The following is a 21,878-nucleotide window of genomic DNA, read 5'->3' as shown; positions in this document are numbered from 1 at the left end:
AATTCACAACGTCGCCGGAGCCGGTTCCGGCACCGAGGCTTTGAACACGTCGAGCCTGCCGCCCGTCTCCGAGGAGAAGAAATGCAGGTCCGCTTCGGCGAACTGCAGGCCGATCGTGCTGCCCGGTTCGGGGTGGACGGTCTCCGACGTCACGATGGAGAACGGCGCGCCGTCGAGATCGACATAGACGACGCGGCCGGCGCCCAACTCCTCGATGAGATCGACAGTCGCCGCGAGCGCTCCCGGCATGCCCGGCGCCACCATGCGCACCGCCTCCGGCCGAATCCCGACCGCGACTTTCGCGCCCACGGGAACGCCCGTGCGCGAGACATTGAGCTTGCGGCTGCCGCCGAGCAATGACAGCCCGTCGAGCGTGACGGTGCCTTCGAGCATGTTCATCGCCGGCGCGCCGACGAAGGTGGCGACGAAGCGGCTTGCCGGGCGGCTGTAGACTTCCGCCGGCGTGCCGACCTGCTCGACGCGGCCGCCATTCATCACCACCAGCCGGTCGGCCAGCGTCATCGCCTCGACCTGATCATGCGTGACGAAGACCGAGGTGGCGCTGAGGCGCCGGTGCAGCTTGCGGATCTCGGAGCGCATCTGCACGCGCAGCTTGGCGTCGAGGTTGGAGAGCGGCTCGTCGAAGAGGAACACCTTCGGCTCGCGGATCATGGCACGGCCCATGGCGACGCGCTGGCGCTGGCCGCCGGAGAGCGCCATCGGCTTGCGGTCGAGCAGGTGCTCCAGCTCCAGGACGCGCGCCACCGCCTGGACGCGCTGGGCGCGCTCGGCCGACGCAACGCCGGCTACCTTCAGCGAATAGCCGATATTCTGTGCCACGCTCATATGCGGGTAGAGCGCGTAGTTCTGGAACACCATGGCGCAGCCGCGCTCGCGCGGCTCGAGCCTGTTGACAACCGTGCCGTCGATCGCGATCGTGCCGTCGGAAATCTCTTCCAGCCCGGCGATCATCCTGAGCAGCGTGGACTTGCCGCAGCCCGACGGCCCCAGGATGACGACGAATTCGCCCGAGGCGAAGTCGAGGTCGACGCCGTGCACGACCTGCGTCTTGGCGTAGTTCTTCTTGACGCCGCGAATGGTGATGGAGGCCATTTTTGTCTCCCTATTTTTCGGTGGCGATCAGGCCGCGCACGAACCAGCGCTGCATCAAGACCACGACGATCAGCGGCGGCAGCATGACGATCAGCGTGCCGGCCATGGCGATATGCCATTCCGGCGCGCCGCCGACATTGGGTATGAGCTGCTTCAGCTCGGTCACCGCCATCGCATGCGACTGGTCGGTGGTGATGAGCAACGGCCACAGATACTGGTTCCAGGCCCACAGGAACATGATGGTGCCGAGTGCCGCCATGTTGTTGCGCGACAGCGGCAGAAGGATATCGACGAAGAAGCGCAGCGCGCCGGCGCCGTCCATGCGCGCCGCCTCGGTCAACTCGTCCGGCACGGTCAGGAAGAACTGGCGGTAGAGGAAGGTGCCGGTGGCGGTGGCGACCAGCGGCAGGATCAGGCCGCTATAGGAGTTGAGCAGTCCCAGGCTGAGCGAAACCTGCACGCCCGAGACCTTTTCGATCAGCCAGGAGAGGCCGGTCAGGTCCATGATCGCCTGATAGGGCTCGAGCACGTTGGCGACCACCGCGTAGGTCGGCACGATGCGCACCTCGAGCGGCAGCATCAGCGTGATGAAGATCAGCCAGAACATCAGCATGCGGCCGGGATAGCGGAAATAGACGATCGAGAAGGCGGTCAGCGCCGAGATGATCACTTTGCCGGCAGCCACGCCAAACGCCATGATGAAGGAGTTGAGCAGCTTCGGACCGAGATCGGCGGTCGCCCACGCCGTCTTGATGTTGACCCAGAAATCGCTGCCGGGCAGCAGCGACATCGGCACGTCGTTGACGTCCTTCAGATTGTGCGAGGCGGCGATCGCGACGATAACAAACGGCGCCACGCAGAATACAAAGCCGGCGAACAGGATCAGATGCGTGAAGAAATTGAGGATCGGGGTGCGCTCGACCATGGCCGCCTCACCGGTAATGCACGCGCCGCTCGATGAAGCGGAACTGAACGATGGTAAGGGCGATGATCAGCAGCATCAGGATGATGCTCTGCGCGGCGGCGCCTGAATAATCCAAACCTTTGAAGCCGTCGGAATAGATCTTGTAGACCATCAGATTGGTGGCGTTGGCCGGGCCGCCGGCGGTCATGATGTCGACGATGCCGAAGGAGTCCTGGAAGCTCTCGGTGATGTTGATGACCAGCAGGAAGAAGATGGTCGGCGTGATCAGCGGGAACTGGATATCCCAGAAGCGCCGGATGACGCCGGAGCCGTCCATCGCCGCCGCCTCGATCAGCGAGCGCGGAATCGCCTGGAAAGCGGCGAGGAAGAAGATGAAATTGTAGCCGACATATTTCCAGGAAAAGGCGATGATGATCGAGGCCATGGCGTCGGCGCCGTCGAGGCCCGGGTCCCAGAAGCCGGGCCAGGCTCGGTTGACGACGGCCATGAAGCCGGCTTCCGGCGCCAGGATGAAGCGGAATGCCAGCGCAAGCGCCGGCGCGGCAATGCCGTAGGGCCAGATCAGCACCACGCGATACAGCCATGAGCCGGCAAGTTGCCGGTCGGTCAAGGCGGCGAGCACCAGCGCGATTGTCATCGCCAGACCCGTGCTGATGCCGGCGAAGATCATGCTGGCGGTAATCGAGTCCCAGTAACTGGCGTTGGACAGGATCGAGCGGAAATTGTCGAGCCCGACCCAGATATTGCCGCCGCCCCAAGGCTGCTGCAGCGTCAGCGACCAGTACACGGCCTGCCCGGCCGGCCAGTAAAAGAAGGTGAAGATCAGGAAAAGCTGCGGCACGGCGAACAGGATGCCGATCGTCCATTTGCTGAAAGTGACGCGTTTTTCCATCGATCCGCCGATGTCGTTGAACCGCAACCCGCTCTCGCGGCACAAGACTAAAGCATGTCTCCCGAAAGTGGGAACCGGTTTCGGGACAAAGACATGCGTAAATCAAAAACCCATATGAAATGGCCGCCCGTCGATGCTCGGCGGGCGGCCGTTCCAGTATCCGGGATCAGGGCAGGGTCTTACCCGGATAGGTCTGCTGGAAGCGATCGAGGATCGCGTCGCCATTCTTGACCAGCGCGTCGAGGCCTTCCTGCACGCTGACCTTGTTGGCGAAGATCGCCTGCATCTGCGTGCCGAACTCGGCGCGGATCTGGGTGAAGTTGCCGAGGCGAACGCCGCGGGTGATGTCGGTCGGCTCCGACGCGGTCAGGCTGGCGATAGCCACTTCGCGGCCCTTATAGGGCGCCTTGTCGTAGAAGCCGTTGGACTTCATGAAATCGAAGCCCGACTTCGTCACCGGAATGTAGCCGGTGTTGGTCGACCAGAACAAAGCGGTCTTGGGGTCGTGGATAAAGTTGAGGAACGCGGCCGCGCCCTTGTATTCGCCGTCCGACTTGCCCGACAGCACCCACAGCGAAGCGCCGCCGACCAGCGAATTCTTGCGCTCGGTGCCGGCATAGACCGGCAGCTCGGCGACGTCCCAGTTCATGCCTTCCTTCTGCGTGCGGCCGACCGTGCCGTGGTCGCCGACCGAGGTCAGGATGAGCTGGCAGGTGCCGGTGGCGAAAGCCTGAACCATATCCTGGCCGAGATCCTTCGACTTGATCTTGACCAAGCCGGCGTCATACCACTTCTTGAGGTCGGTGACGTACTGGACGAACTTGGTCTTGTTGACTTCGAGGCGGGCGTCGAGGCCGTCATAGCCGTTGTTCTTGGTGGCGACCGGCTGGTTGTGCAGCGCCGAGAACTGCTCCATCAGCTGCCAGCTTTCGTTGGCCGAGATGTTGATCGCCATCGGGCAATCATAGCCGGCGTCCTTCAGAGCCTGGAGGTCGGCGGCGACATCTTCCCAGGTCTTCGGCGCCTCGGTCTTGCCGATCTTGGCGAAGGCGTCCTTGTTCCAGTACATCAGCGCGGTCGACGAGTTGAACGGGAAGGACAGCATCTCGCCCTTCGACGTCGCGTAATAGCGCGCGATGCCTGGGAAATAGTCGCTGTAGTCGATCTTGTAGCCGTTTTCTTCCATCAGCTTGTCGGCGGGCTTGTAGGCGCCCGACAACATCATGGTGGCGGTGCCGACGTCATAGACCTGGACGACGGTGGGCTGCTTGCCGGCGCGGAAGGCGGCGATCGTGTTCTGCAGCGTGGCGTCGTAATTGCCCTGGCTGGTGCAGACGACCTCGTAGTCCTTCTGGGATTCGTTGAAGTTCTTGCACAGCGTATCGACGACGCCGGCGAGATCGCCCGAAAGACCGAACCAGAAATCGAATTTGACCGGCTCCGCAAAAGCAGGAACCGCGAGCGCGGTGCTGAGCGCGCCGGCGGCAAGGGCGGCAAAGCCCCGCTTGATGATCGTCATGGTTTTTCCCTCTTGATTGGCAGTGTGACAAGGGTTTTGCGCAAGTCCTTGCCCGCTCTCATAGAGAAGGTATGTGACAGTTCTGTTGTGGCCCCTGGACCGGTAAGCGGTTCCTGTGGACAGCCAGTCTCTCCTCCCCTGGCAGCGGTCGCGCCGGCATGAAAACGTCACATCGGCGCTCTAGGAAGCTAGGGCGCCTCGAAGCGCCGAAAAGGCCTTCCGTGATTAACCGGCTAACTGGATGAGAAGAGACATGCTGGTCCCGCAGCTCACGCACGTGCCTGTCGCCGCCCGCAACGCGATGCGGAACGGACCGCGCGACAGCGCCACCCATCTGCGCCACGCCGCCGCCATTCCCGCCCTGGGCGAGATCGAGATCGGCGGCCAGGCGACGCGCGGGAGCGTCGGCGGGAGCCTGACCGTCATGGCCTGGAACGTCGAGCGGCTGCGTCATGTCGATGCCATCGCCGCAACGATCGCCGGCCGGGCGCCGGACGTCGGGCTGCTGTCCGAGGTCGACAAAGGCATGGCCCGCTCCGGCAACGGCCATCTGTTGAGCCGGCTTGCCGATCGTCTGGGTCATTCCTACGCCTATGGCGTCGAGTTCCTGGAACTCGGCACCGGCAATGAGACGGAGCAAGTGGCAAATGGCGGCGCCGAGAACACGGAGGGCTTCCATGGCAACGCCGTAACCAGTGCCGTTCCGCTGCTGCGGCCTTTTCTCATTCGCCTGGACGCGGCCGGCGCCTGGTTCCTGCCGGAGCACGGCCAGCCGCGCATTGGCGGCCGCATGGCGCTTGGCGGGCAGGTGGTGGTCGGCGACCATCGGGTCACCGTCGTTTCGGTGCATCTCGAAAACCGCACCACGCCTGCCGGCCGCGCCGACCAGACGCGCCATCTCCTCGACGCCATCGACAGGTATGACGCGGAGGCGCCGGTCCTGATCGGCGGCGACTTCAACACGTTGACCGCCACATACCCGGAACGCAATGACGATCCTGCGGCGTGGCTAAAGCGCGTTGCCGCCGAACCGGACCGGCTGATGTATCCGGAGCGCCATGAGCCTTTGTTCGCGGTGTTTGCCGAGCATGGCTACGACTGGAAGACGGCCAATGCTTTCGACAAGCCCACCCAGCGGCGCGCGGTCGGCGACTTGACGCCGGCCGGCCATATCGACTGGTTCTTCACCCGCGGCCTCACGGCAAGCGCGCCGGCGACGCTGCCGGCGGTCTTGCCGGACGGCAGCCCGAGCGCCGATCACGAGGCGCTGGTGGTCACGGTGCGGGTGAAGTAACAGCCTGCCGGATCGACACAATCGATCCCGAGATCGTTCCGGCGCATCAATACAACCTGGAAGGCACGCAACGGTTGCGGGCAGCATAATCGATTCTTCAGCCGTCCGGTCCTAATCAATCATGTTGCCTTGATTGATGGGGGAGATCAGGTGAAGCAAGATGCTGACCGTCTATAATTGCATCGTGAACGAGCACGACCTGAGACTGGTGGCACTGGCCGCGCTCATTTGCGGAATCTCCTGTTTCTCCGCCGTCAACCTGCTTCGCCATGTCGACCAATCGACCAGCCGAAACCGTCATGTGTGGCTGCTGATTGCAGCCGCGTCGACCGGCTTCGGCATATGGGCGACGCACTTCATCGCCATGATCGCCTTCACGCCGGGAATACCCAACGCCTACAACGCCGAGCTTTCGGTGGCTTCGCTGGCGATGTCCGTCATCCTGACCGCGGCCGGTATGTGGATCGCGACGGTGCGCCGTAGCATCGACCACTACCTCGTCGGCGGCGCCGTGCTCGGCATCGGCATTGCCACGATGCATTATACCGGCATGGCGGCTTTCGAAGTCGAAGGTCGGATCGTCTGGAACCGGTTGCTGGTCGCCGCATCGTTGGCCTCGGGTGTAACGCTTGCCGCGCTCTCCATGCTTGTCGTGCTTCGCCGGCCGTCCACACAGGCGACGGTCGCCGGCGCTGTCCTGCTCACGCTGGCGATCTGCACGCTGCATTTCATCGCCATGGCCGCCGTCTCGATCTATCCGGATTCCTCGATCGAGATCTCGAAATTCACGATTGCGCCGATGTCGCAGGCCTTTGCCGCCGCGGCGGCAAGCCTCGTCATCCTGGTGCTGTCGGCCACGGCGCTGTGGATCGACCTGCGCTTCCGCCGCCACAGGACAGAGGCGGAGCGTATGCACGGCCTTGCCAATGCCGCCGTCGAAGGCCTCATCGTCTGCGACGGCAGCCGCATCGTCAGCGCCAATGACAGCATCGCTGCGCTGAGCGGTATCGCCGCCGGCACGCTGAACGCGATGACGCTGGGCGACCTGTTCGGCGAGCGGATTGCTTCCGCCGTCGCCGCCGGCAACGGGCAGGCGCAGGAGGTCGACCTGCGCGGCCAGGACGACAGCCGGATTCCGGTGGAACTGATCGCCAGGAGCATCGACTATTGCGGCAAGCCGCACCTGGTCGTTGCCGTCCGCGATATTCGCGAGCGCAGGAAGGCCGAGCAGGAGATCATACGCCTCGCGCATTACGACCCGCTCACCGGGCTTGCCAATCGCCGCAGCTTCACCGGCCGCCTGGAAGCCGAGATCGCCGCGTCCGGGGAAGGCGGCAAAGACGGCCAGTTGGCGCTCATGCTTCTCGATCTCGACCGGTTCAAGGAAGTGAACGACCTCTTCGGCCACGCCGCCGGCGACGCCGTGTTGCAAAAGGTGGCTCACTGCGCCTCCGGCGTGCTGCGCCACGGCCAGATGCTGGCCCGGCTCGGCGGCGACGAATTCGCCATCATAGCCCCCAGCCTTCCCGACCCGCGGGCGGCCGGCCGCATTGCCGAAGCGGTGCTTTCGGCGCTGCGTCAGGAAAACCGGCTGTCGCCCGGCGGCATGGTTTCGGCCAGCATCGGCATCGCGCTCTACCCGCTCGACGCCGACGAACAGGCGGCGCTGATCAGCCATGCCGACACCGCGCTCTATCGCGCCAAGGCCGAGGGCAAGGATACGTTCCGCTACTTCGAGGCCTCGATGGGCGCCGAGGCGCGAGACCGGCGCATCATGGAGCAGGACCTGCGCCAGGCCGTGGCGCGCGGCGAATTCCGGCTCGTCTACCAGCCGCAGAAGGAAATCAGCAGCGGCAGGATGGTCGGCTTCGAGGCCTTGCTCCGCTGGCAGCATCCCGAACGCGGAGAGGTTCCGCCCTCGGTGTTCATCCCGGTGGCCGAGGATAGCGGTTCGATCGCCCAGATCGGCGAGTGGGTGCTGGCGACGGCCTGCAACGAGGCCGCGACATGGAAGAACCCGTTGACGGTCGCGGTCAACGTTTCGGCGGTGCAGCTTCACAACCTCGATTTCAGCCGCCGGGTGCATGAGGTGCTGCTTCGTTCAGGCCTGGCGGCGGGCAGGCTCGAGCTCGAGATCACCGAGACGGCGCTGGTGAAGGACATGCCGCGGGCGCTGGCCACCTTGCGCCAGATCAAGGCGCTCGGCGTGCGGGTGGCGATGGACGATTTCGGCACCGGCTATTCGTCGCTGTCCAACCTGCGCGCCTTCCCTTTCGACAAGATCAAGATCGACGGATCCTTCATCAAGTCTGTCGACCGCAACGACCAGGTGGCGACCATCGTGCGCGCCGTGCTGGGTTTGGGGCGCGGCCTCAGCCTGCCGGTCCTGGCCGAAGGCGTCGAGACGCTGGACGAGCTGCGCTTTCTCGATGCCGAGGATTGCGACATCGGCCAGGGATATTATCTCGGCAGGCCTGGCCCGATCGAGGCGTTCGGCGAGCTGACCGGCGTTTCGGCCGCCGATGACGGCGTCAAGCCTGCCGGCAGGAGCGGCGGCAGCATCCTGATGCTCGAGCCTGCCGCGGCGGCGCGCTCAGCCTGATACGATCAGGGTTCGAGCGCCGCTTCCACCAGCCGCTTGGCATCGGGGCTCGACCATTCGGCCGGGCCGTTCATATGTGCGATCAGGCAGCCATCCGCGTCGATCAGCATGGTCACCGGAAGCCCGAGCGCCAGCCCGCGCGTCTTGACCTCGTTGAACAGGGCGATCGTCGGGTCCCGGTAGAAACCAAGCGTTTGAACGCCGATCTCGTTGAGGAACTTCTTCGGCTTCGTGTCGTCGCCGGTGTCGACATTGACCGCGACCACCTCGAAGGCATTGCCGCCCTTTTCCTTCTGCAGCGCATCGAGCGCCGGCATCTCGGCGCGGCACGGCGCGCACCATGTCGCCCATAGATTGAGCAGCACCGTCTTGCCGGCATGGTCGGCCAGCGTCATCGGCTTGCCGTCGGGGCCGTTGAAGGCCAGGCTCTTCAGCGACTGCGGCGGGTCGGCCGGCTGCAGCGCGGCCACCTGGCCGACGGCCTTGGCGGCGATCTGCTTGGCGCGCCCGGCCTTGGCCGCGCAGGCGGCATCATCCTTGCCGGCAGCCGCTGCGACCTTCTCGGGAGCGTTGTTGCCAGAACCGCTCTCGCTGACATATACCGCGACCGCGCCCGCCAGCACGCCCGCCAGCAAGGCGGCCAGGATGAGGCGCGTAGCCGGAAAAAAGAATCTCTTGCCGTCTGCCATTTTCAAAACTGCTCCGGAGCACGGGTTATAGCGATGAGCGACAAGAAGGCCAGCAACCAGATGTGGGGCGGACGTTTTGCCTCGGGTCCGGCCGCAATCATGGAAGCGATCAACGCGTCGATCGGCTTCGACCGCAAGCTCTATGCGCAGGACATAAGCGGATCGATCGCCCATAGCGAGATGTTGGCCGAAACGGGCATTATTTCGGCGGCAGATCAAGAAAAAATCGCTCACGGGCTGAACACGATCCTGAAAGAGATCGAGGCCGGCACGTTCGAATTCTCGACCAAGCTGGAAGACATCCACATGAATGTCGAGGCCCGCCTTGCCGACCTGATCGGCCCGACGGCGGGACGCCTGCACACCGCCCGCTCGCGCAACGACCAGGTGGCGGTCGACCTCAGGCTCTGGGTCAAGCAGGAATGCCAGCGCGTCACCCGGGCGTTGAAGCACCTGATCGCCGCGTTGCTCGAACGCGCCGAGGAACATGCGGCGACCGTCATGCCCGGCTTCACCCATATGCAGGCGGCGCAGCCGGTGACTTTCGGCCACCATTGCATGGCCTATGTCGAGATGTTCGGCCGCGACCTCGCGCGCGCCCGCGACGCCATCGAGCGCATGGACGAAAGCCCGCTCGGCGCGGCGGCCCTTGCCGGCACAAGTTTCGGCATCGACCGCCACATGACCGCGAAGGCGCTGGGTTTCCGCGAGCCGACGCGCAATTCGCTGGACAGCGTTTCGGATCGCGATTTCGCGCTCGAATTCCTGAGCCTCGCCGCGATCTGCGCGACGCATTTGTCCAGGCTCGCCGAGGAGATCATCATCTGGTCGACGCCGCAATTCGGCTTCGTCCGCCTGTCGGATTCCTTCTCCACCGGCTCCTCGATCATGCCGCAGAAGAAGAACCCGGACGCCGCCGAGCTGGTGCGCGGCAAGACCGGCCGCGTCAACGGCCATCTCGTCGGCCTGCTGACCGTGATGAAGGGCATGCCGCTGACCTATGGCAAGGACATGCAGGAAGACAAGGAAGCGGTCTTCGACGCCGCCGAGACGCTCGACCTGATGCTGGCGGCGACCGCCGGCATGGTGCGCGACATGACCGTCAACGCCGCCGCCATGAAGAAGGCGGCCGGCGCCGGTCACGCCACCGCGACCGACCTTGCCGACTGGCTGGTGCGCAATCTCGGCCTTCCCTTCCGCGAGGCCCATCATGTCACCGGCCGCGCCGTGGCGCTTGCCGAGGAGAAGAAGCTCGGGCTGGAAAAGCTCTCGCTGGACGACCTGCGCTCGATCCATCCAGGCATCACCGACGATATCTTTTCGGTGCTTGCCGTGCAGAATTCGGTGAAGAGCCGCACAAGCTTCGGCGGCACCGCGCCGTCGGAAGTGCGAAAGCAGATCCGCTATTGGAAAAAGCGGCTCGCCAAGGCTTAATGCATGTCGCCCAGAAGTGTGCAGCGGTTCTGGGACAACGACATGCATCAAAGCAATTGCCGGGATGCAAAGCGCTGAAAACTCGGCTAAAAGCGGCGTCACAAGAAACAGTTTCGAACGGATGGATCGATGACCCGTAGCAGGATTTTGGTGACGCTGGCGCTGCTGGCGGCGGTTGTCACCGTCACGGCCTGCGGCAGGAAGACCGGCCTAGACACGCCCTATGAGGCGGCGGAGCAGGCGCGCAAGGATGCGGAAAAGGCCAAGCAGCCGGTGCCGCCCGAGCCGGAAAAACCGGTCAAGGACAGGAAGTTCATCCTCGATCCCCTGCTCTAGAGCCGATGAGATCGACCCGATCTCATCGAGCTTCAACCTTCCGGAACCGAACCCCGTGAACCATTTCGACTACCGCGACGGCGTGCTCCATGCCGAGGACGTCGCCATCCCCGACATCGCAGCCGAGGTCGGCACGCCCTTCTATTGCTATTCGACGGCGACGCTGACCCGGCATTTCCGCGTCTTCAAGGAGGCCTTTTCCGGCCTCGACGCGCTGGTCTGCTACGCCATGAAGGCGAACTCCAACCAGGCCGTGCTGAGGACGCTGGCCAGGCAGGGCGCAGGCGCCGACGTGGTCTCGGAAGGCGAGTTGCGCCGCGCCCTGGCCGCCGGCGTCCCGGCCAGCAAGATCCTGTTTTCCGGCGTCGGCAAGACCGCGCGCGAGATGGACTTCGCGCTTTCGGCCGGCATTCTCTGCTTCAACGTCGAATCCGAGCCGGAGCTGGAATTGCTGTCGGCGCGTGCCGCGGCCCTCGGCAAGGTGGCGCCCATCTCGCTGCGCATCAATCCGGATGTCGATGCCAGGACCCACAAGAAGATCTCGACCGGCAAGGCCGAGAACAAGTTCGGCATTCCGTGGCAGCGCGCGCGGCAGGTCTATGCCCGCGCGGCTGAACTGCCCGGGATCAGGGTGGCCGGCATCGACACCCATATCGGCAGCCAGATCACCGAATTGCAGCCGTTCGACGATGCCTTCGCATTGCTGGTCGAACTGGTCGGGGCGCTGCGCGCCGACGGACATTCGATCGAGCATGTCGATCTCGGCGGCGGCCTCGGCATTCCCTACCGCGTCGACAACAGCCCGCCGCCCCTGCCCGACGCCTATGCCGAGATCGTCAGGAAGCACGTCACCAGTCTGGGCCTGAAAGTGATGTTCGAGCCCGGCCGCCTGATCGTCGGCAATGCCGGCATCCTGGTGTCTGAGGTCATCTATGTGAAGGAAGGCGACGCCAAAAACTTCCTCGTCGTCGACGCCGCCATGAACGACCTGATCCGGCCGACGCTCTATGACGCCTTCCACGACATCCGGCCGGTGGTGCAGCCGCCTGCCTCCACCCCGCGCATGAAGGTCGACGTCGTCGGCCCGGTCTGCGAGACCGGCGATTTCATCGGTCTCGACCGCGACCTGCCAAGATTGAAGGCAGGCGATCTGATCGCGGTTTCCACCGCCGGCGCCTATGGCGCGGTGCAGGCCGGCACCTACAACACCAGGCTCCTGGTGCCAGAGGTGCTGGTCGACGGCGACCGTTTTCATGTCGTGCGGCCGCGCCAGACCTATGAGGACCTGATCGGACTGGATTCGGTTCCCGACTGGCTGAAATAACCGAGCGGCGCGCCTTAAGGAGTTGGCCATGCTGGAAAAAAAGACGATCACGCGCGAGCGCATCGCCGCTGTCGAACCGCGCATCCGCCCCTATGTCCGCCATACGCCGGTGATGCGCGTCGACCTGGCGGATTTCGGCCGTCCCGTCTTTCCGGTCGATCTCAAGCTCGAATGCCTGCAGCATTCCGGCTCCTTCAAGGCGCGCGGCGCCTTCACCAACCTGCTCGAACGCCAGGTGCCCGAGGCCGGCGTGGTCGCCGCGTCCGGCGGCAATCATGGCGCCGCCGTCGCTTATGCCGCCATGAAGCTCGGCCACAAGGCGACCATCTTCGTGCCCGAGGTCAGCCCGCCGGCGAAGCTCGCGCGCATTCGCGGCTACGGCGCCGAGTTGGTGGTCGTCGGCGCGCGTTATGCAGAGGCGCTCGCCGCCAGCGAGGATTTTGCGGCCAGGACCGGCGCATTGCAGATCCATGCCTTCAACCAGGAGGAAACGCTGCTCGGCCAGGGCACGCTCGGCCTGGAGATCGAAGCCGACTTGCCCGAAATCGACACGCTGCTGGTCGCCGTGGGCGGCGGCGGCCTGATCGGCGGCATCGCCGCCTGGTTCTCGGGACGCATCCGCATCGTCGCCATCGAGCCCGAGGGGGCGCCGACGCTTTACCGCGCCTTGGAGGCCGGCCAGCCGGTCGATGCGCCCGCCGAAGGCATTGCCGCCGATTCGCTGGCGCCGAAGCGCGTCGGCGAAATGATGTTCCCGATCGCCGAGGCGTTCGTCGAACGCTCGATCCTGGTCAGCGACGACGACATCGTCGCGGCGCAGAAAGCGCTGTGGGACCGCGTGCGAATCATCGCCGAGCCTGGTGGCGCCGCGGCCTTCGCCGCCATGCTTTCCGGGCGCTATGTGCCGGCGGAGGGCGAGCGCGTGGCGATCCTCGTCTGCGGTTCCAACACGAATCCCGCCAATTTCTGATCATAACCCGGCCAAACCGCTTCACGTTTTTGGAACCCGCCTCGCCTTTGCCGTGTTTGCTGGTATCCTTCTGGTGATGATGTCCGGGCTATTGTGCCCGGGCAGGAAGGGCCGATGACCGAACGACCCATTTCCAGCGGCGAACGCGGCCGGGCCGGCGATGGACGCGGCCTGGCCGGGCGCTTGGCGCTCAGCCGGTTGGCGACGCGGGCCTCGATGACCTTCGAGCGCGCCTGGCCGCTCGTGCTGCCGCTGCTGGTCGTCGCCAGCCTGTTTTTCAGCTTTTCGTGGTTCGGCCTTTTCCCGCGCCTGCCGGACTCGGCGCGTATCGGCCTTCTGATCCTGTTCGCGCTGGCGGCGGTCGCGGCGCTCTATCCGTTGCGTTTCTTCCGCATGCCCTCGGCCGCCGAGGTCGACAGGCGCATCGAGGCGGCGAACGAATTGCTGCACAGCCCGGTGCAGGTGCAGACCGACCGGCCAAGCGGCGCCGACAGCATCTTCTCGCAGGCGCTGTGGCGCGAGCACCAGAAGCGCATGGCCGAGCGGCTTTCGAGCCTCGGCGCCGATCGGCCGCGCACCGGCGTGCCGGATTATGACCGCTGGGGCCTGCGCGCCCTGGCGGGGCTGCTGTTCGTTACGGCTTTGGCCTTCTCCCTCGGACCCTTTGGCGGCAGGGTCAGCGACGCTTTTGTCGCCCGCGCCGCGCACGACGCCTTGCCGCCGCGCATCGACGCCTGGGTGACGCCGCCCGCCTATACCGGCAAGGCGCCGCTGTTCCTGACCGCCGATGCCAACCAGACCGTCCAGACTTTTTCCGTTCCGCAAGGCAGCGACGTTTCGCTGCGCGTCACTGGCGGCTCGGGCGAGGAAACGCTGAGCTATGCCGATCAAGGCGGCAATGACCGCGCCATCGAGCCCGCGGCGCCCCCCGGAGCAGCCAAGGGGACCGCGCCCGCCGCCGCCAGCCAGACGGCGCCAAAGGTGCGACAGTTCTCCGGCAAGCTGAACACCAACGGCACCCTGACGCTGAAATCCGGCGAGGGCGATCTCGGCCACTGGGCCTTTGCCGTCATTCCTGACAAGCCGCCGACGATCCGCTTCGTCGGCGAGCCGAAGCGCGCGGTCAACGGCGCCATCGAGCTGAACTACCAGATCGACGACGACTACGGCGCCGCCTCCGCCAAGGCCGTTTTCGAGCCGTCGAACCCGCCGGCCGCCAACGCCCATCCGCTCTACGGCGCGCCCGACATGCCGCTGACGCTGCCGCGCCGCGGCGGCAAGGCGAACGCGGCCAAGACGACCAAGGACCTGACCGAGCATGTCTGGGCCGGCACCAACATCAAGCTGACGCTGAGCGCCACCGACGATGCCGGCCACACCGCGACCAGCGAAACCAAGACAATGGTGATGCCGGAGCGGCCTTTCGCCAATCCGCTCGCCCGCGCGGTGATCGAGCAGCGCCGGCTGCTGGCGCTCGACACCAATGCCAAGCCGCGCGTCCTCGACCTGATGGACGCGATCACGCTGCGTCCCGAGGACACGTTCGACAACATGTCGAATTATCTCACCATCATGAGCGCGAGGAGCCGGCTGAAGCTCTCCGAGAGCGACGACCAGCTGCGCAACGTCGTGTCCTATCTGTGGGAGATCGCGCTCGGCATCGAGGAAGGCAATCTGTCGGCCGCCGAGCGGCGGCTGCGCCAGGCGCAGCAGGCGTTGCAGGATGCCATCAAGAACGGCGCCAGCGATCAGGAGATCGAGAAGGCAATGAAGGAACTGCGCGAGGCGATGAACCAGTTCCTGCAGGAATTCGCCCAGCGCGCGCAGCAGAACCCGAACGCGCCGCAGATGCAGCAGAACGGCCGCGAGCTGCGCCAGAGCGATATCGACCGCATGATGGACCAGATCGAGAATCTGGCCAAATCGGGCGATCGCGACAAGGCCCAGCAGCTTCTCTCCGAGCTGCAGGACATGATGAACAACCTGCAGGCCGGCCGCCAGCAGCAGGGCGGCGAGCAGGACAGCGAGCTGCGGCAGCAGATGGACAAGCTCGGCGACATCATGCGCCGCCAGCAGGAAATGATGAACGACACATTCCGGCTGGACCAGATGCAGCGCGGGCAGCGTGGCGAAGGCGGCGAGCAACAGCAGCTTGGCGAGGACGGCGAACAGGGCCAGTTCGACGACCAGCAGCAGCGGCCCGGTCCCGGCCAGGACCGCGATCCGCTCGGACGTCCGAAAATGTCGCCGAAGGATTTGGCCGATGCGCTGAAGCAGCTGCAGGAGGGCCAGGGCCAGCTGCAGAGCGAGCTCGACCAGCTGAAGAAGGGACTCGAGGGAATGGGCATGGAGCCCAATGAGGGCTTCGGCGAGGCCGGCAAATCGATGGGCAATGCCGAACAATCGCTGGGCCAAGGCGACGGCGACCAGGCCGTCGGCCACCAGGGCCGCGCGCTGGAGGCGCTGCGCCGTGGCGCCAAGGACATGATGAAACAGATGCAGGCCATGCAGGGCGATCAGGGCGGCAACGAACAGGGCGGCCGCCAGCAGGACGCCGACCGCGATCCGCTGGGGCGGCCGCGCGCCACCAACGGCCCCGATGACGGCACCTCGGTCAAGGTTCCCGACGAGATCGACGTGCAGCGCGCGCGCCAGATCCTCGACGCGATCCGCAAGCGGCTTGGCAATGCGCTCAGCCCCGATATCGAGCGCAGCTATCTCGAGCGGCTGCTGGAGCTGAAGTAAGCTCGCCTACGCCTTCCGGATTTCCGTCACCTACGCCGAAACTTGGATCCGTCACCCCGATCCTGCGCATGTTCGACATCGCCAAGGCGCCCGAATTCTATCGGCAAACCGCTCCAAACCGGACACAGTTGCAGAATTCAAAGACCGGCCGCAACCGGTGGCTGCCTGGTCAGCATGAAGGCCTCGCGGATCGCATTCTCCATGCCGTCGATCGCCTCGCCGGTCGCCAGCGGATTGCGGTGCAGGACGACATTGGAGGAATCGATGTCGCCGAAGCCGTCGGCTACCGTCAGCTCGCGGCAATCGTCCGGGATGTTGCTGCGCGAGATCGGCGCGATCGCAAGGCCGGAAGTGACGGCGAGCGTCAGGCCGCCATTGGTGTCGCTCGTATAAGCGACGCGGTAGTCGAGGCCGCGCTGCTGCAGCGACTTGATGGCGAAGTCGCGGCACCAGCCGTTGCGGCTGTAAAGCGCGATCGGCACCGGCCGTTCCTCATGCATGTGGTGCAGCGTCGACGTCACCCACACCGTGGGGTCGTGCATCAGCACCTCGCCGCCGGAAGAGCCCTCCCATTCGAACACCACCGCGAGATCGAGCTCGCCCGCCGCGAGCGCCCTCACCTGCGAATCAGAATGCGCGTAGCGCACCGTGACCTCGACGCGCGGATGGCGCTTGGCGAATTCGCCGAGTGCCCGCGACAGGATCGACCGGCCATATTCGGCCGGGATGCCAATGCGCACCAGCCCGCCGAGCGGCGGCGCCACCAGCGAGGCGGCCGTCTCGTCGAGCAGCGAGACGATCCGCCGGGCGTTCGAGATCAATTCGCTGCCGCGGCGTGTCAACGCCACGCCGCGCGAGCCGCGCTCGAACAGATCGTCGCCGACCATGTCCTCCAGCTTCTTCATCTGCATCGACACGGCTGATTGCGTGCGCCCGGCTTTCTCCGCCGCGCGGGTGAAATTGCCGGTTTCGGCCACCGCCACGAAAGTGCGCAGGAGGTCGCTGTCGAGCACGGGCTTCATCGATTTCCGCCATAAGAAAATTTGATTGCTGGCATCATTCCAATTCGTTTGCAAGATGTCAAACACCGCAGGATAGTCGCCATACCCATTGGATATGCGACCGCGAAATCGGCCGCGGACCAATCGAAGAGTCCTCACTCGTACCCGCTGCCTGAAAATGGTAGCGGGTTCTTTTTACGAGCATGATCCCGAAAAGCGGGAACCGGTTTTCGGACAAGATCATGCTCAGACGACAAGAGTTGGAGCAGGATGGCGGTTCAACGAAGCGTCATCCTGCTCTACGAGCAATTCCAGGAAAAGTGCCCAGCGGTTTTCCGTCCGGAATTGCGTGAATTGGATAACCAACGGCTCGCGGGGGGCCGACATTGATGCAGAACCGGATGGTGCTAGGCATTCTGAGCCTCTGCCTCGGCGTGCTGATCTTTTCGCTGCAGGATCCGCTGGTGAAGGCGGTGTCGAGCGGCTATCCGGTGACCGAGGTGATGGCGATCCGCGCCATCGTCGCGCTGCCGATCCTGATCGTGCTCGTCCAGGCCGATGTCGGCCTGAAGGCGGTACTGTCGAAGCGCTTCGGCATGCTGACGCTGCGCGCCTTCATCCAGTTCTCGTCCTACACGGTCTACTATCTGGCGATCGCCGCCTTGCCGCTGGCCGACGCGGTGGCGCTCTATTTCATGACGCCGCTGTTCATCATGGCGATGGCCGGCCCTTATCTCGACGAGCGCGTCTCGTGGAAGACGCTGGCGACCGTGCTGATTGGCTTGGTCGGCGTGCTGGTGATGGTGCGTCCAGGCGCCGGCGTGTTCGACTGGGCGGCGCTGCTGTCGCTCGGCTCAGCCTTCCTCTACGGCTTTTCGCAGTTGATGGCGCGCCGCATCGGCGACACCGAATCGTCGACGGTGATGGCCTTCTACCAGAATGGCGCCTACCTCAGCGGCGCCGTTGCCGTCGCGGCCGTCTTTCATCTCGCCGGCATCACCCACGCGGCGCATCCGAGCATCGAATTCCTCGTGCGGCCATGGGTGTGGCCGACGATGCCGGATTTCCTGAAGATGGCCGCCTGCGGCTTCGTCGCTTCCGCCGGCATGATCCTGCTGTCGCAGGCCTACCGCATGGCGCCGGCCAACCGCGTCGCCACGTTCGAATACACCGGCATTCTCTGGTCGCCGCTGTGGGGTTTCCTGTTCTTCGCCGAGGTGCCGCGCGAAACGACCGTGCTGGGCGCGGCGCTGATCATCGGCGCCGGCCTGCTTGCGCTCGGCGGCGGGCGTCGGCGAAGGGCCGCGCCGGCGGCCGGCGCGGTCTCAAGCGAAGCAGCTTAATGCCTTGCCGACACGGGCGCGGATCTCGGCAAGCGTAAACGGCTTTTGCACGACATCGAGGATGATGCCGTTGAGTTCCTCGGCGCGCTCGCGCTGATCGGCATAGCCGGTCATCAGCACGATCCTCATCGTCGGGAATTCCCTCGCGGCCGCCGTGGCCATCTCGATGCCGTCCATTTCCGGCATGCGGATGTCGGACACCACCAGATCGTAGCCGCCACGGGCCCGCCGGATCATGTCCAGGCCCTGCGCACCGTCGGTGGCAATGGTGACATTGTGGCCGTCGCGCTCCAGGGCGCGGGCGGCGAGGGTGCGGACGGACTCATCGTCCTCGACGATCAGAAGCTTTGCCATGCCGAGATAGATGCCGCCGAAACGTTGACGTTTTCTGAAAATTCTAACGAACGGCGGCTTTTCGGAACGACTCCTGCGCCTCCTCAGGCGTCGCCCTTGACCACCCCGACAAACGGCAGTTCGCGGAAGGCATGGGCGACATCCATGCCGTAGCCGACGACGAAATAGTCCGGGCAGTCGAAGCCGACATAGTCGGCGTTGAGCGAGGTCTGGCGGCGCATGCGCTTGTCGAGCAGCACGGCAATGGCGCAGCTCTTGGCGCCGCGCGAAAGCATCAGGTCGCGGGTGAAGGAAAGCGTCTTGCCGGATTCCAGTATGTCGTCGATCAACAGCACATCGCGGCCGGCGACCTCATTGTCGATGTCGCGCAGCACCCTGACCTCGCCGCTCGTGGTGCCGGCGCCGTAGCTGGAAATGAAGATGAACTCGACTTCCGGCGACAGGCCGACATCATGCATGGCGCGGATGAGATCGGCGGCGAAGACGAACGAGCCCTTGAGGATCGAGATCACCAGCAGGTCGTGATAGTCGCGCCCGGCGATTTCCTTGGCGAGCTCGAGATTGCGGCGCGCGATCGCCGACGCCGAAAACAGGACCTCAATGTCCTTGCCACGCACAACTGGCATAGTTTTTCCTTCAAAAATCGGCGCACGTGAGCACCGGCCTACGCCGGCCGTAGCCTCAATTTAACTGCCACGCCACTCCTAAGTGCTTGGGCCGGCGAAGGCCGGAAGCGCAGGAAGCCGCTATTTGCAGGCCGGCCTCACCTGAATATCGACCCGTCTAGCCGGCGAAGATGACTGCGACGGTTCTTACGCCGTCTTTAGGCACATCGAAGCGGCTGGAAAAGCCGAATCTTTCGCCGGGCGCCAGCGAGCGGTTGGATGTCCCCAGCCTGTAGCGGATGATGTTGGAATTGTTGTCGGTGACGCGGATTTCGAGCGGCGGCAGCGTTTGCGACCTCGTCCCGTCATTGGCCGCCTCGCCATCCACGAACAGCACCGGCTTCAAGCCCGATTCATCGATGCGCGACGTTACGCCGGAAATGGTGAGCGCGCCCGCCGGCGCCGCGGCCGCCCAAAAGGGGCTTTGCCGGACCAGCGCATGACCGCCCGACACCCAGAAGGAGATCAGCGCTATGCCGACGCCGGCGATCCAGAACATCGGGCCGCCGCGCGAGGATCGCGACGGCACGGCTTCCGGTTTGCGCAGCATGCCCATGCCTTCGATCGAAGGCGTCGGAGGGATCTGCGGCGGGGGCGCCGACGGCGCCGCGGCAAATCGCGGCAGCACCACATAATCGGCATCGACGATATCGGCTGCATCGAACATGACGCGCTCCGGCGCGGCATTTGTTGCCGTGCCGGTCATGATTTCGCCGGAAACAGGGCGCGCGGTTCTCTCGTCAGCCATTACGGCACCAGTGCAGTCTTCGTTTCTTTTGCGTAAACGGAATTGGTTAACGCTTCCCCACCGGAATGGCTTTGATGCGCGCTGAACGTTGCAAAATTAACCGCCGGTTAACCATGCCGGCCGATGGTCTGTTAAAGTAGATTGTGGCGCGTCGCCGCCGAAAGTTTCAGGTCGCCGAACGTGATCCGCTTCGAAAATGTCGGCCTCCGCTATGGCATGGGTCCGGAGATCCTCCGCGACATCTCCCTGCACATTCCGGAGCGCTCCTTTCAGTTCCTGAGCGGCCCCTCGGGTGCCGGCAAGACGACCTTGCTGCGCCTTTTGTTCATGTCGCTGAAGCCGACGCGCGGCCTGATCACCATCTTCGGCAAGGACCGCTCGCGCATCCCGCGCGGCGAACTGCCGCTGCTGCGCCGCCGCATCGGCGTGGTGTTCCAGGATTTCCGCCTGCTCGACCACATGACCACCTACGAGAATGTCGCGCTGCCTTTGCGCGTGCGCGGGCGCGAGGAAGCGAGCTATCGCACCGACGTGACCGAGCTTCTGAAATGGGTCGGCCTCGGCGACCGCATGCATGTCCTGCCGCCGGTGCTTTCGGGCGGCGAGAAGCAGCGCGCCGCGATTGCCCGGGCCTTGATCGAGCAGCCGGAGATCCTGCTTGCCGACGAGCCTACCGGCAATGTCGATCCGCCGCTGGCGCGCCGGCTGCTCAGGCTGTTCATCGAGCTCAACCGGCTGGGCACAGCCGTGGTCATCGCCACCCACGACCTCGGCCTGATGGAGCAGGTCGATGCGCGCCGCATGATTCTGGCCGGCGGAAGGCTGGACGTCTATGACTGACTTTCCGGCCGATCACCTGCAGGATGAAGCCGACGCCGAGGCGCCGGTGACGGTCCGGCGTGTGCAGCGCAAGACGGCGCCAATCGTGCCGGCGCAAAACATCGCCGGGCGGGCATTGGTACTGGTCATCGCCATCATGACCTTCCTGTCCTGCCTCACCTTCGGCGCGGTGACGCTGGTGCGCGATACCGCCTCCGTCTGGGAGAACCAGATCTCGCGCGAGGCGACGATCCAGATCAAGCCGGCCGACGGCCTCGACATGGAGGCGGCCCTTGCGCAGGCCTCGCAGATCGCCGGCGAGTTCCCCGGCGTGAAGGGCACCAAGATCATCGACCGCGAGGCGACGGCGCGCCTTCTGGAGCCATGGCTGGGCAGCGGCCTCAACATCGACGAGCTGCCGGTACCGCGCCTTATCATCGTCACCATCGACGAGGCCAGCCCGCCGGACTTTGCCGCCATGCGCGCCGCCATCACACCCAAGATCCCGACCGCCGCGCTCGACGATCATCGTACCTGGGTCGACCGTCTGGTCGCCATGGCGCACACGACGGTGACGATCGGCATCGCCGTGCTGGTGCTGATGCTTTCGGCGACCGTGCTGACGGTGGTGTTCGCCACACGCGGCGCCATGGCCGGCAACGGCCATATCATCGAGGTGCTGCATTTCGTCGGCGCCGAGGCGCGCTTCATCGCGCGCGAATTCCGCTGGCATTTCCTGGTCACCGGCATGAAGGGCGCGGCTGCCGGCGGCGCTCTGGCGATCGCCGTCTTCATCGTCTTTTCCTGGTGGTCGTCGCGCAACATGGCCACGCCCCAGGCCGACCAGGCCACCGCTTTGTTCGGCAATTTCGCCATCGGTTCCGCCGGCTATTTCGGCGTCGGCCTGATGGTGCTGGTGATCGGCGCGCTGACAGCGGCGACCTCGCACGCGACCGTCGTCACCTATCTCAGCGACATCGACGTTCGCCAACCGGATGCGGGCTGACCCATGAGTTCAGACCGAAAATCGGCGCAAAGCGTTATATCCAAACAGGACAACGATCACAGATGAGACACTTGCCGTAACGCAATGTGCGCCGTCTTA

General features: G+C 64.9%; 19 protein-coding genes. 10 read left to right on the top strand and 9 right to left on the bottom strand.

The genetic code is table 11. The annotated features are described in order from the left end of the window. Positions 1 to 3: 3 nt before the first annotated feature. The 4 genes from ugpC to FJ418_RS13405 form a co-directional block, all read right to left on the bottom strand. Complete coding sequence (gene ugpC / locus FJ418_RS13420) at positions 4 to 1,113, bottom strand: sn-glycerol-3-phosphate ABC transporter ATP-binding protein UgpC (RefSeq protein WP_140866072.1); 1,110 nt, start codon at positions 1,111 to 1,113, stop codon at positions 4 to 6. A gap of 10 nt (positions 1,114 to 1,123) precedes the next feature. Continuing rightward, positions 1,124 to 2,038 (bottom strand): ABC transporter permease subunit, encoded by a 915-nt coding sequence (locus FJ418_RS13415; protein ID WP_140866069.1) that lies wholly within the window; start codon positions 2,036 to 2,038, stop codon positions 1,124 to 1,126. Positions 2,039 to 2,045: 7 nt separating this feature from the next. Beyond that, complete coding sequence (locus FJ418_RS13410) at positions 2,046 to 2,930, bottom strand: ABC transporter permease subunit (protein WP_140658787.1); 885 nt, start codon at positions 2,928 to 2,930, stop codon at positions 2,046 to 2,048. A gap of 166 nt (positions 2,931 to 3,096) precedes the next feature. Beyond that, positions 3,097 to 4,449: an extracellular solute-binding protein gene (locus FJ418_RS13405; RefSeq protein ID WP_140866067.1), complete on the bottom strand. Its 1,353-nt coding sequence runs from the start codon at positions 4,447 to 4,449 to the stop codon at positions 3,097 to 3,099. 253 nt (positions 4,450 to 4,702) lie between these two features. Here FJ418_RS13405 and FJ418_RS13400 point away from each other — a divergent pair, with 253 nt between their 5' ends. Beyond that, positions 4,703 to 5,743: an endonuclease/exonuclease/phosphatase family protein gene (locus FJ418_RS13400; RefSeq protein WP_140866065.1), complete on the top strand. Its 1,041-nt coding sequence runs from the start codon at positions 4,703 to 4,705 to the stop codon at positions 5,741 to 5,743. A gap of 160 nt (positions 5,744 to 5,903) precedes the next feature. After that, positions 5,904 to 8,345, top strand: coding sequence for an EAL domain-containing protein (locus tag FJ418_RS13395; RefSeq protein ID WP_140866063.1), 2,442 nt, complete (start codon positions 5,904 to 5,906; stop codon positions 8,343 to 8,345). A gap of 5 nt (positions 8,346 to 8,350) precedes the next feature. Here FJ418_RS13395 and FJ418_RS13390 read toward each other — a convergent pair whose 3' ends face one another. Continuing rightward, a complete protein-coding gene (locus FJ418_RS13390) occupies positions 8,351 to 9,034 on the bottom strand; it encodes a TlpA disulfide reductase family protein (protein ID WP_140866061.1) in 684 nt (227 codons plus the stop codon). 33 nt (positions 9,035 to 9,067) lie between these two features. On the opposite strand from FJ418_RS13390, the gene argH reads away from it, so the two are divergent. The 5 genes from argH to FJ418_RS13365 all read left to right on the top strand — a co-directional run bounded on the left by argH (position 9,068) and on the right by FJ418_RS13365 (position 15,843). Next, a complete protein-coding gene (argH, locus tag FJ418_RS13385) occupies positions 9,068 to 10,468 on the top strand; it encodes an argininosuccinate lyase (protein WP_140866059.1) in 1,401 nt (466 codons plus the stop codon). A 129-nt stretch (positions 10,469 to 10,597) separates the two neighbouring features. Next, the gene (locus tag FJ418_RS13380) at positions 10,598 to 10,804 is read left to right on the top strand and encodes a lipoprotein (protein ID WP_127253283.1); all 207 of its coding nucleotides are present in this window, start codon (positions 10,598 to 10,600) and stop codon (positions 10,802 to 10,804) included. Positions 10,805 to 10,859: 55 nt separating this feature from the next. After that, the gene (gene lysA / locus FJ418_RS13375) at positions 10,860 to 12,128 is read left to right on the top strand and encodes a diaminopimelate decarboxylase (protein WP_140866057.1); all 1,269 of its coding nucleotides are present in this window, start codon (positions 10,860 to 10,862) and stop codon (positions 12,126 to 12,128) included. Positions 12,129 to 12,156: 28 nt separating this feature from the next. Next, positions 12,157 to 13,098, top strand: coding sequence for a threonine/serine dehydratase (locus FJ418_RS13370; RefSeq protein ID WP_140866054.1), 942 nt, complete (start codon positions 12,157 to 12,159; stop codon positions 13,096 to 13,098). 114 nt (positions 13,099 to 13,212) lie between these two features. Further along, on the top strand, positions 13,213 to 15,843 hold the full coding sequence (locus FJ418_RS13365) for a TIGR02302 family protein (protein WP_140866051.1): 2,631 nt from the start codon (positions 13,213 to 13,215) through the stop codon (positions 15,841 to 15,843). Between the two features lie 137 nt (positions 15,844 to 15,980). Here FJ418_RS13365 and FJ418_RS13360 read toward each other — a convergent pair whose 3' ends face one another. Then, a complete protein-coding gene (locus FJ418_RS13360; protein ID WP_140866047.1) occupies positions 15,981 to 16,865 on the bottom strand; it encodes a LysR family transcriptional regulator in 885 nt (294 codons plus the stop codon). A gap of 368 nt (positions 16,866 to 17,233) precedes the next feature. On the opposite strand from FJ418_RS13360, the gene FJ418_RS13355 reads away from it, so the two are divergent. Further along, positions 17,234 to 18,187, top strand: coding sequence for a DMT family transporter (locus FJ418_RS13355; RefSeq protein ID WP_140866044.1), 954 nt, complete (start codon positions 17,234 to 17,236; stop codon positions 18,185 to 18,187). Here FJ418_RS13355 and FJ418_RS13350 read toward each other — a convergent pair. The 3 genes from FJ418_RS13350 to FJ418_RS13340 all read right to left on the bottom strand — a co-directional run bounded on the left by FJ418_RS13350 (position 18,170) and on the right by FJ418_RS13340 (position 19,954). Next, positions 18,170 to 18,541 carry a response regulator gene (locus FJ418_RS13350; RefSeq protein WP_140704891.1) on the bottom strand — a complete coding sequence of 124 codons (372 nt, stop codon included), beginning with the start codon at positions 18,539 to 18,541 and terminating at the stop codon, positions 18,170 to 18,172. The two genes, FJ418_RS13355 and FJ418_RS13350, sit on opposite strands and share 18 nt — an antisense overlap. Before the next feature lie 83 nt (positions 18,542 to 18,624). Then, entirely contained in the window at positions 18,625 to 19,167 is a 543-nt protein-coding gene (hpt, locus tag FJ418_RS13345) for a hypoxanthine phosphoribosyltransferase (protein WP_027167478.1), read from the bottom strand. Between the two features lie 157 nt (positions 19,168 to 19,324). Beyond that, a complete protein-coding gene (locus FJ418_RS13340; protein ID WP_140866040.1) occupies positions 19,325 to 19,954 on the bottom strand; it encodes a hypothetical protein in 630 nt (209 codons plus the stop codon). Between the two features lie 180 nt (positions 19,955 to 20,134). On the opposite strand from FJ418_RS13340, the gene ftsE reads away from it, so the two are divergent. Both ftsE and FJ418_RS13330 read left to right on the top strand, forming a co-directional pair. Next, positions 20,135 to 20,794 carry a cell division ATP-binding protein FtsE gene (gene ftsE, locus FJ418_RS13335; protein WP_140645185.1) on the top strand — a complete coding sequence of 220 codons (660 nt, stop codon included), beginning with the start codon at positions 20,135 to 20,137 and terminating at the stop codon, positions 20,792 to 20,794. After that, positions 20,787 to 21,779, top strand: a complete 993-nt coding sequence (locus tag FJ418_RS13330; RefSeq protein ID WP_140858606.1) for an ABC transporter permease — start codon at positions 20,787 to 20,789, stop codon at positions 21,777 to 21,779. The genes ftsE and FJ418_RS13330 overlap by 8 nt, the downstream gene beginning before the upstream one ends. Positions 21,780 to 21,878 lie beyond the last annotated feature (99 nt).

Origin of the sequence: Mesorhizobium sp. B2-8-3 (genome assembly GCF_006440815.1) — a bacterium.
GTDB lineage: Bacteria > Pseudomonadota > Alphaproteobacteria > Rhizobiales > Rhizobiaceae > Mesorhizobium.
The sequence above is the reverse complement of the archived record's forward strand: the minus strand, read 5'-3'. Positions and strand labels throughout refer to the sequence as shown.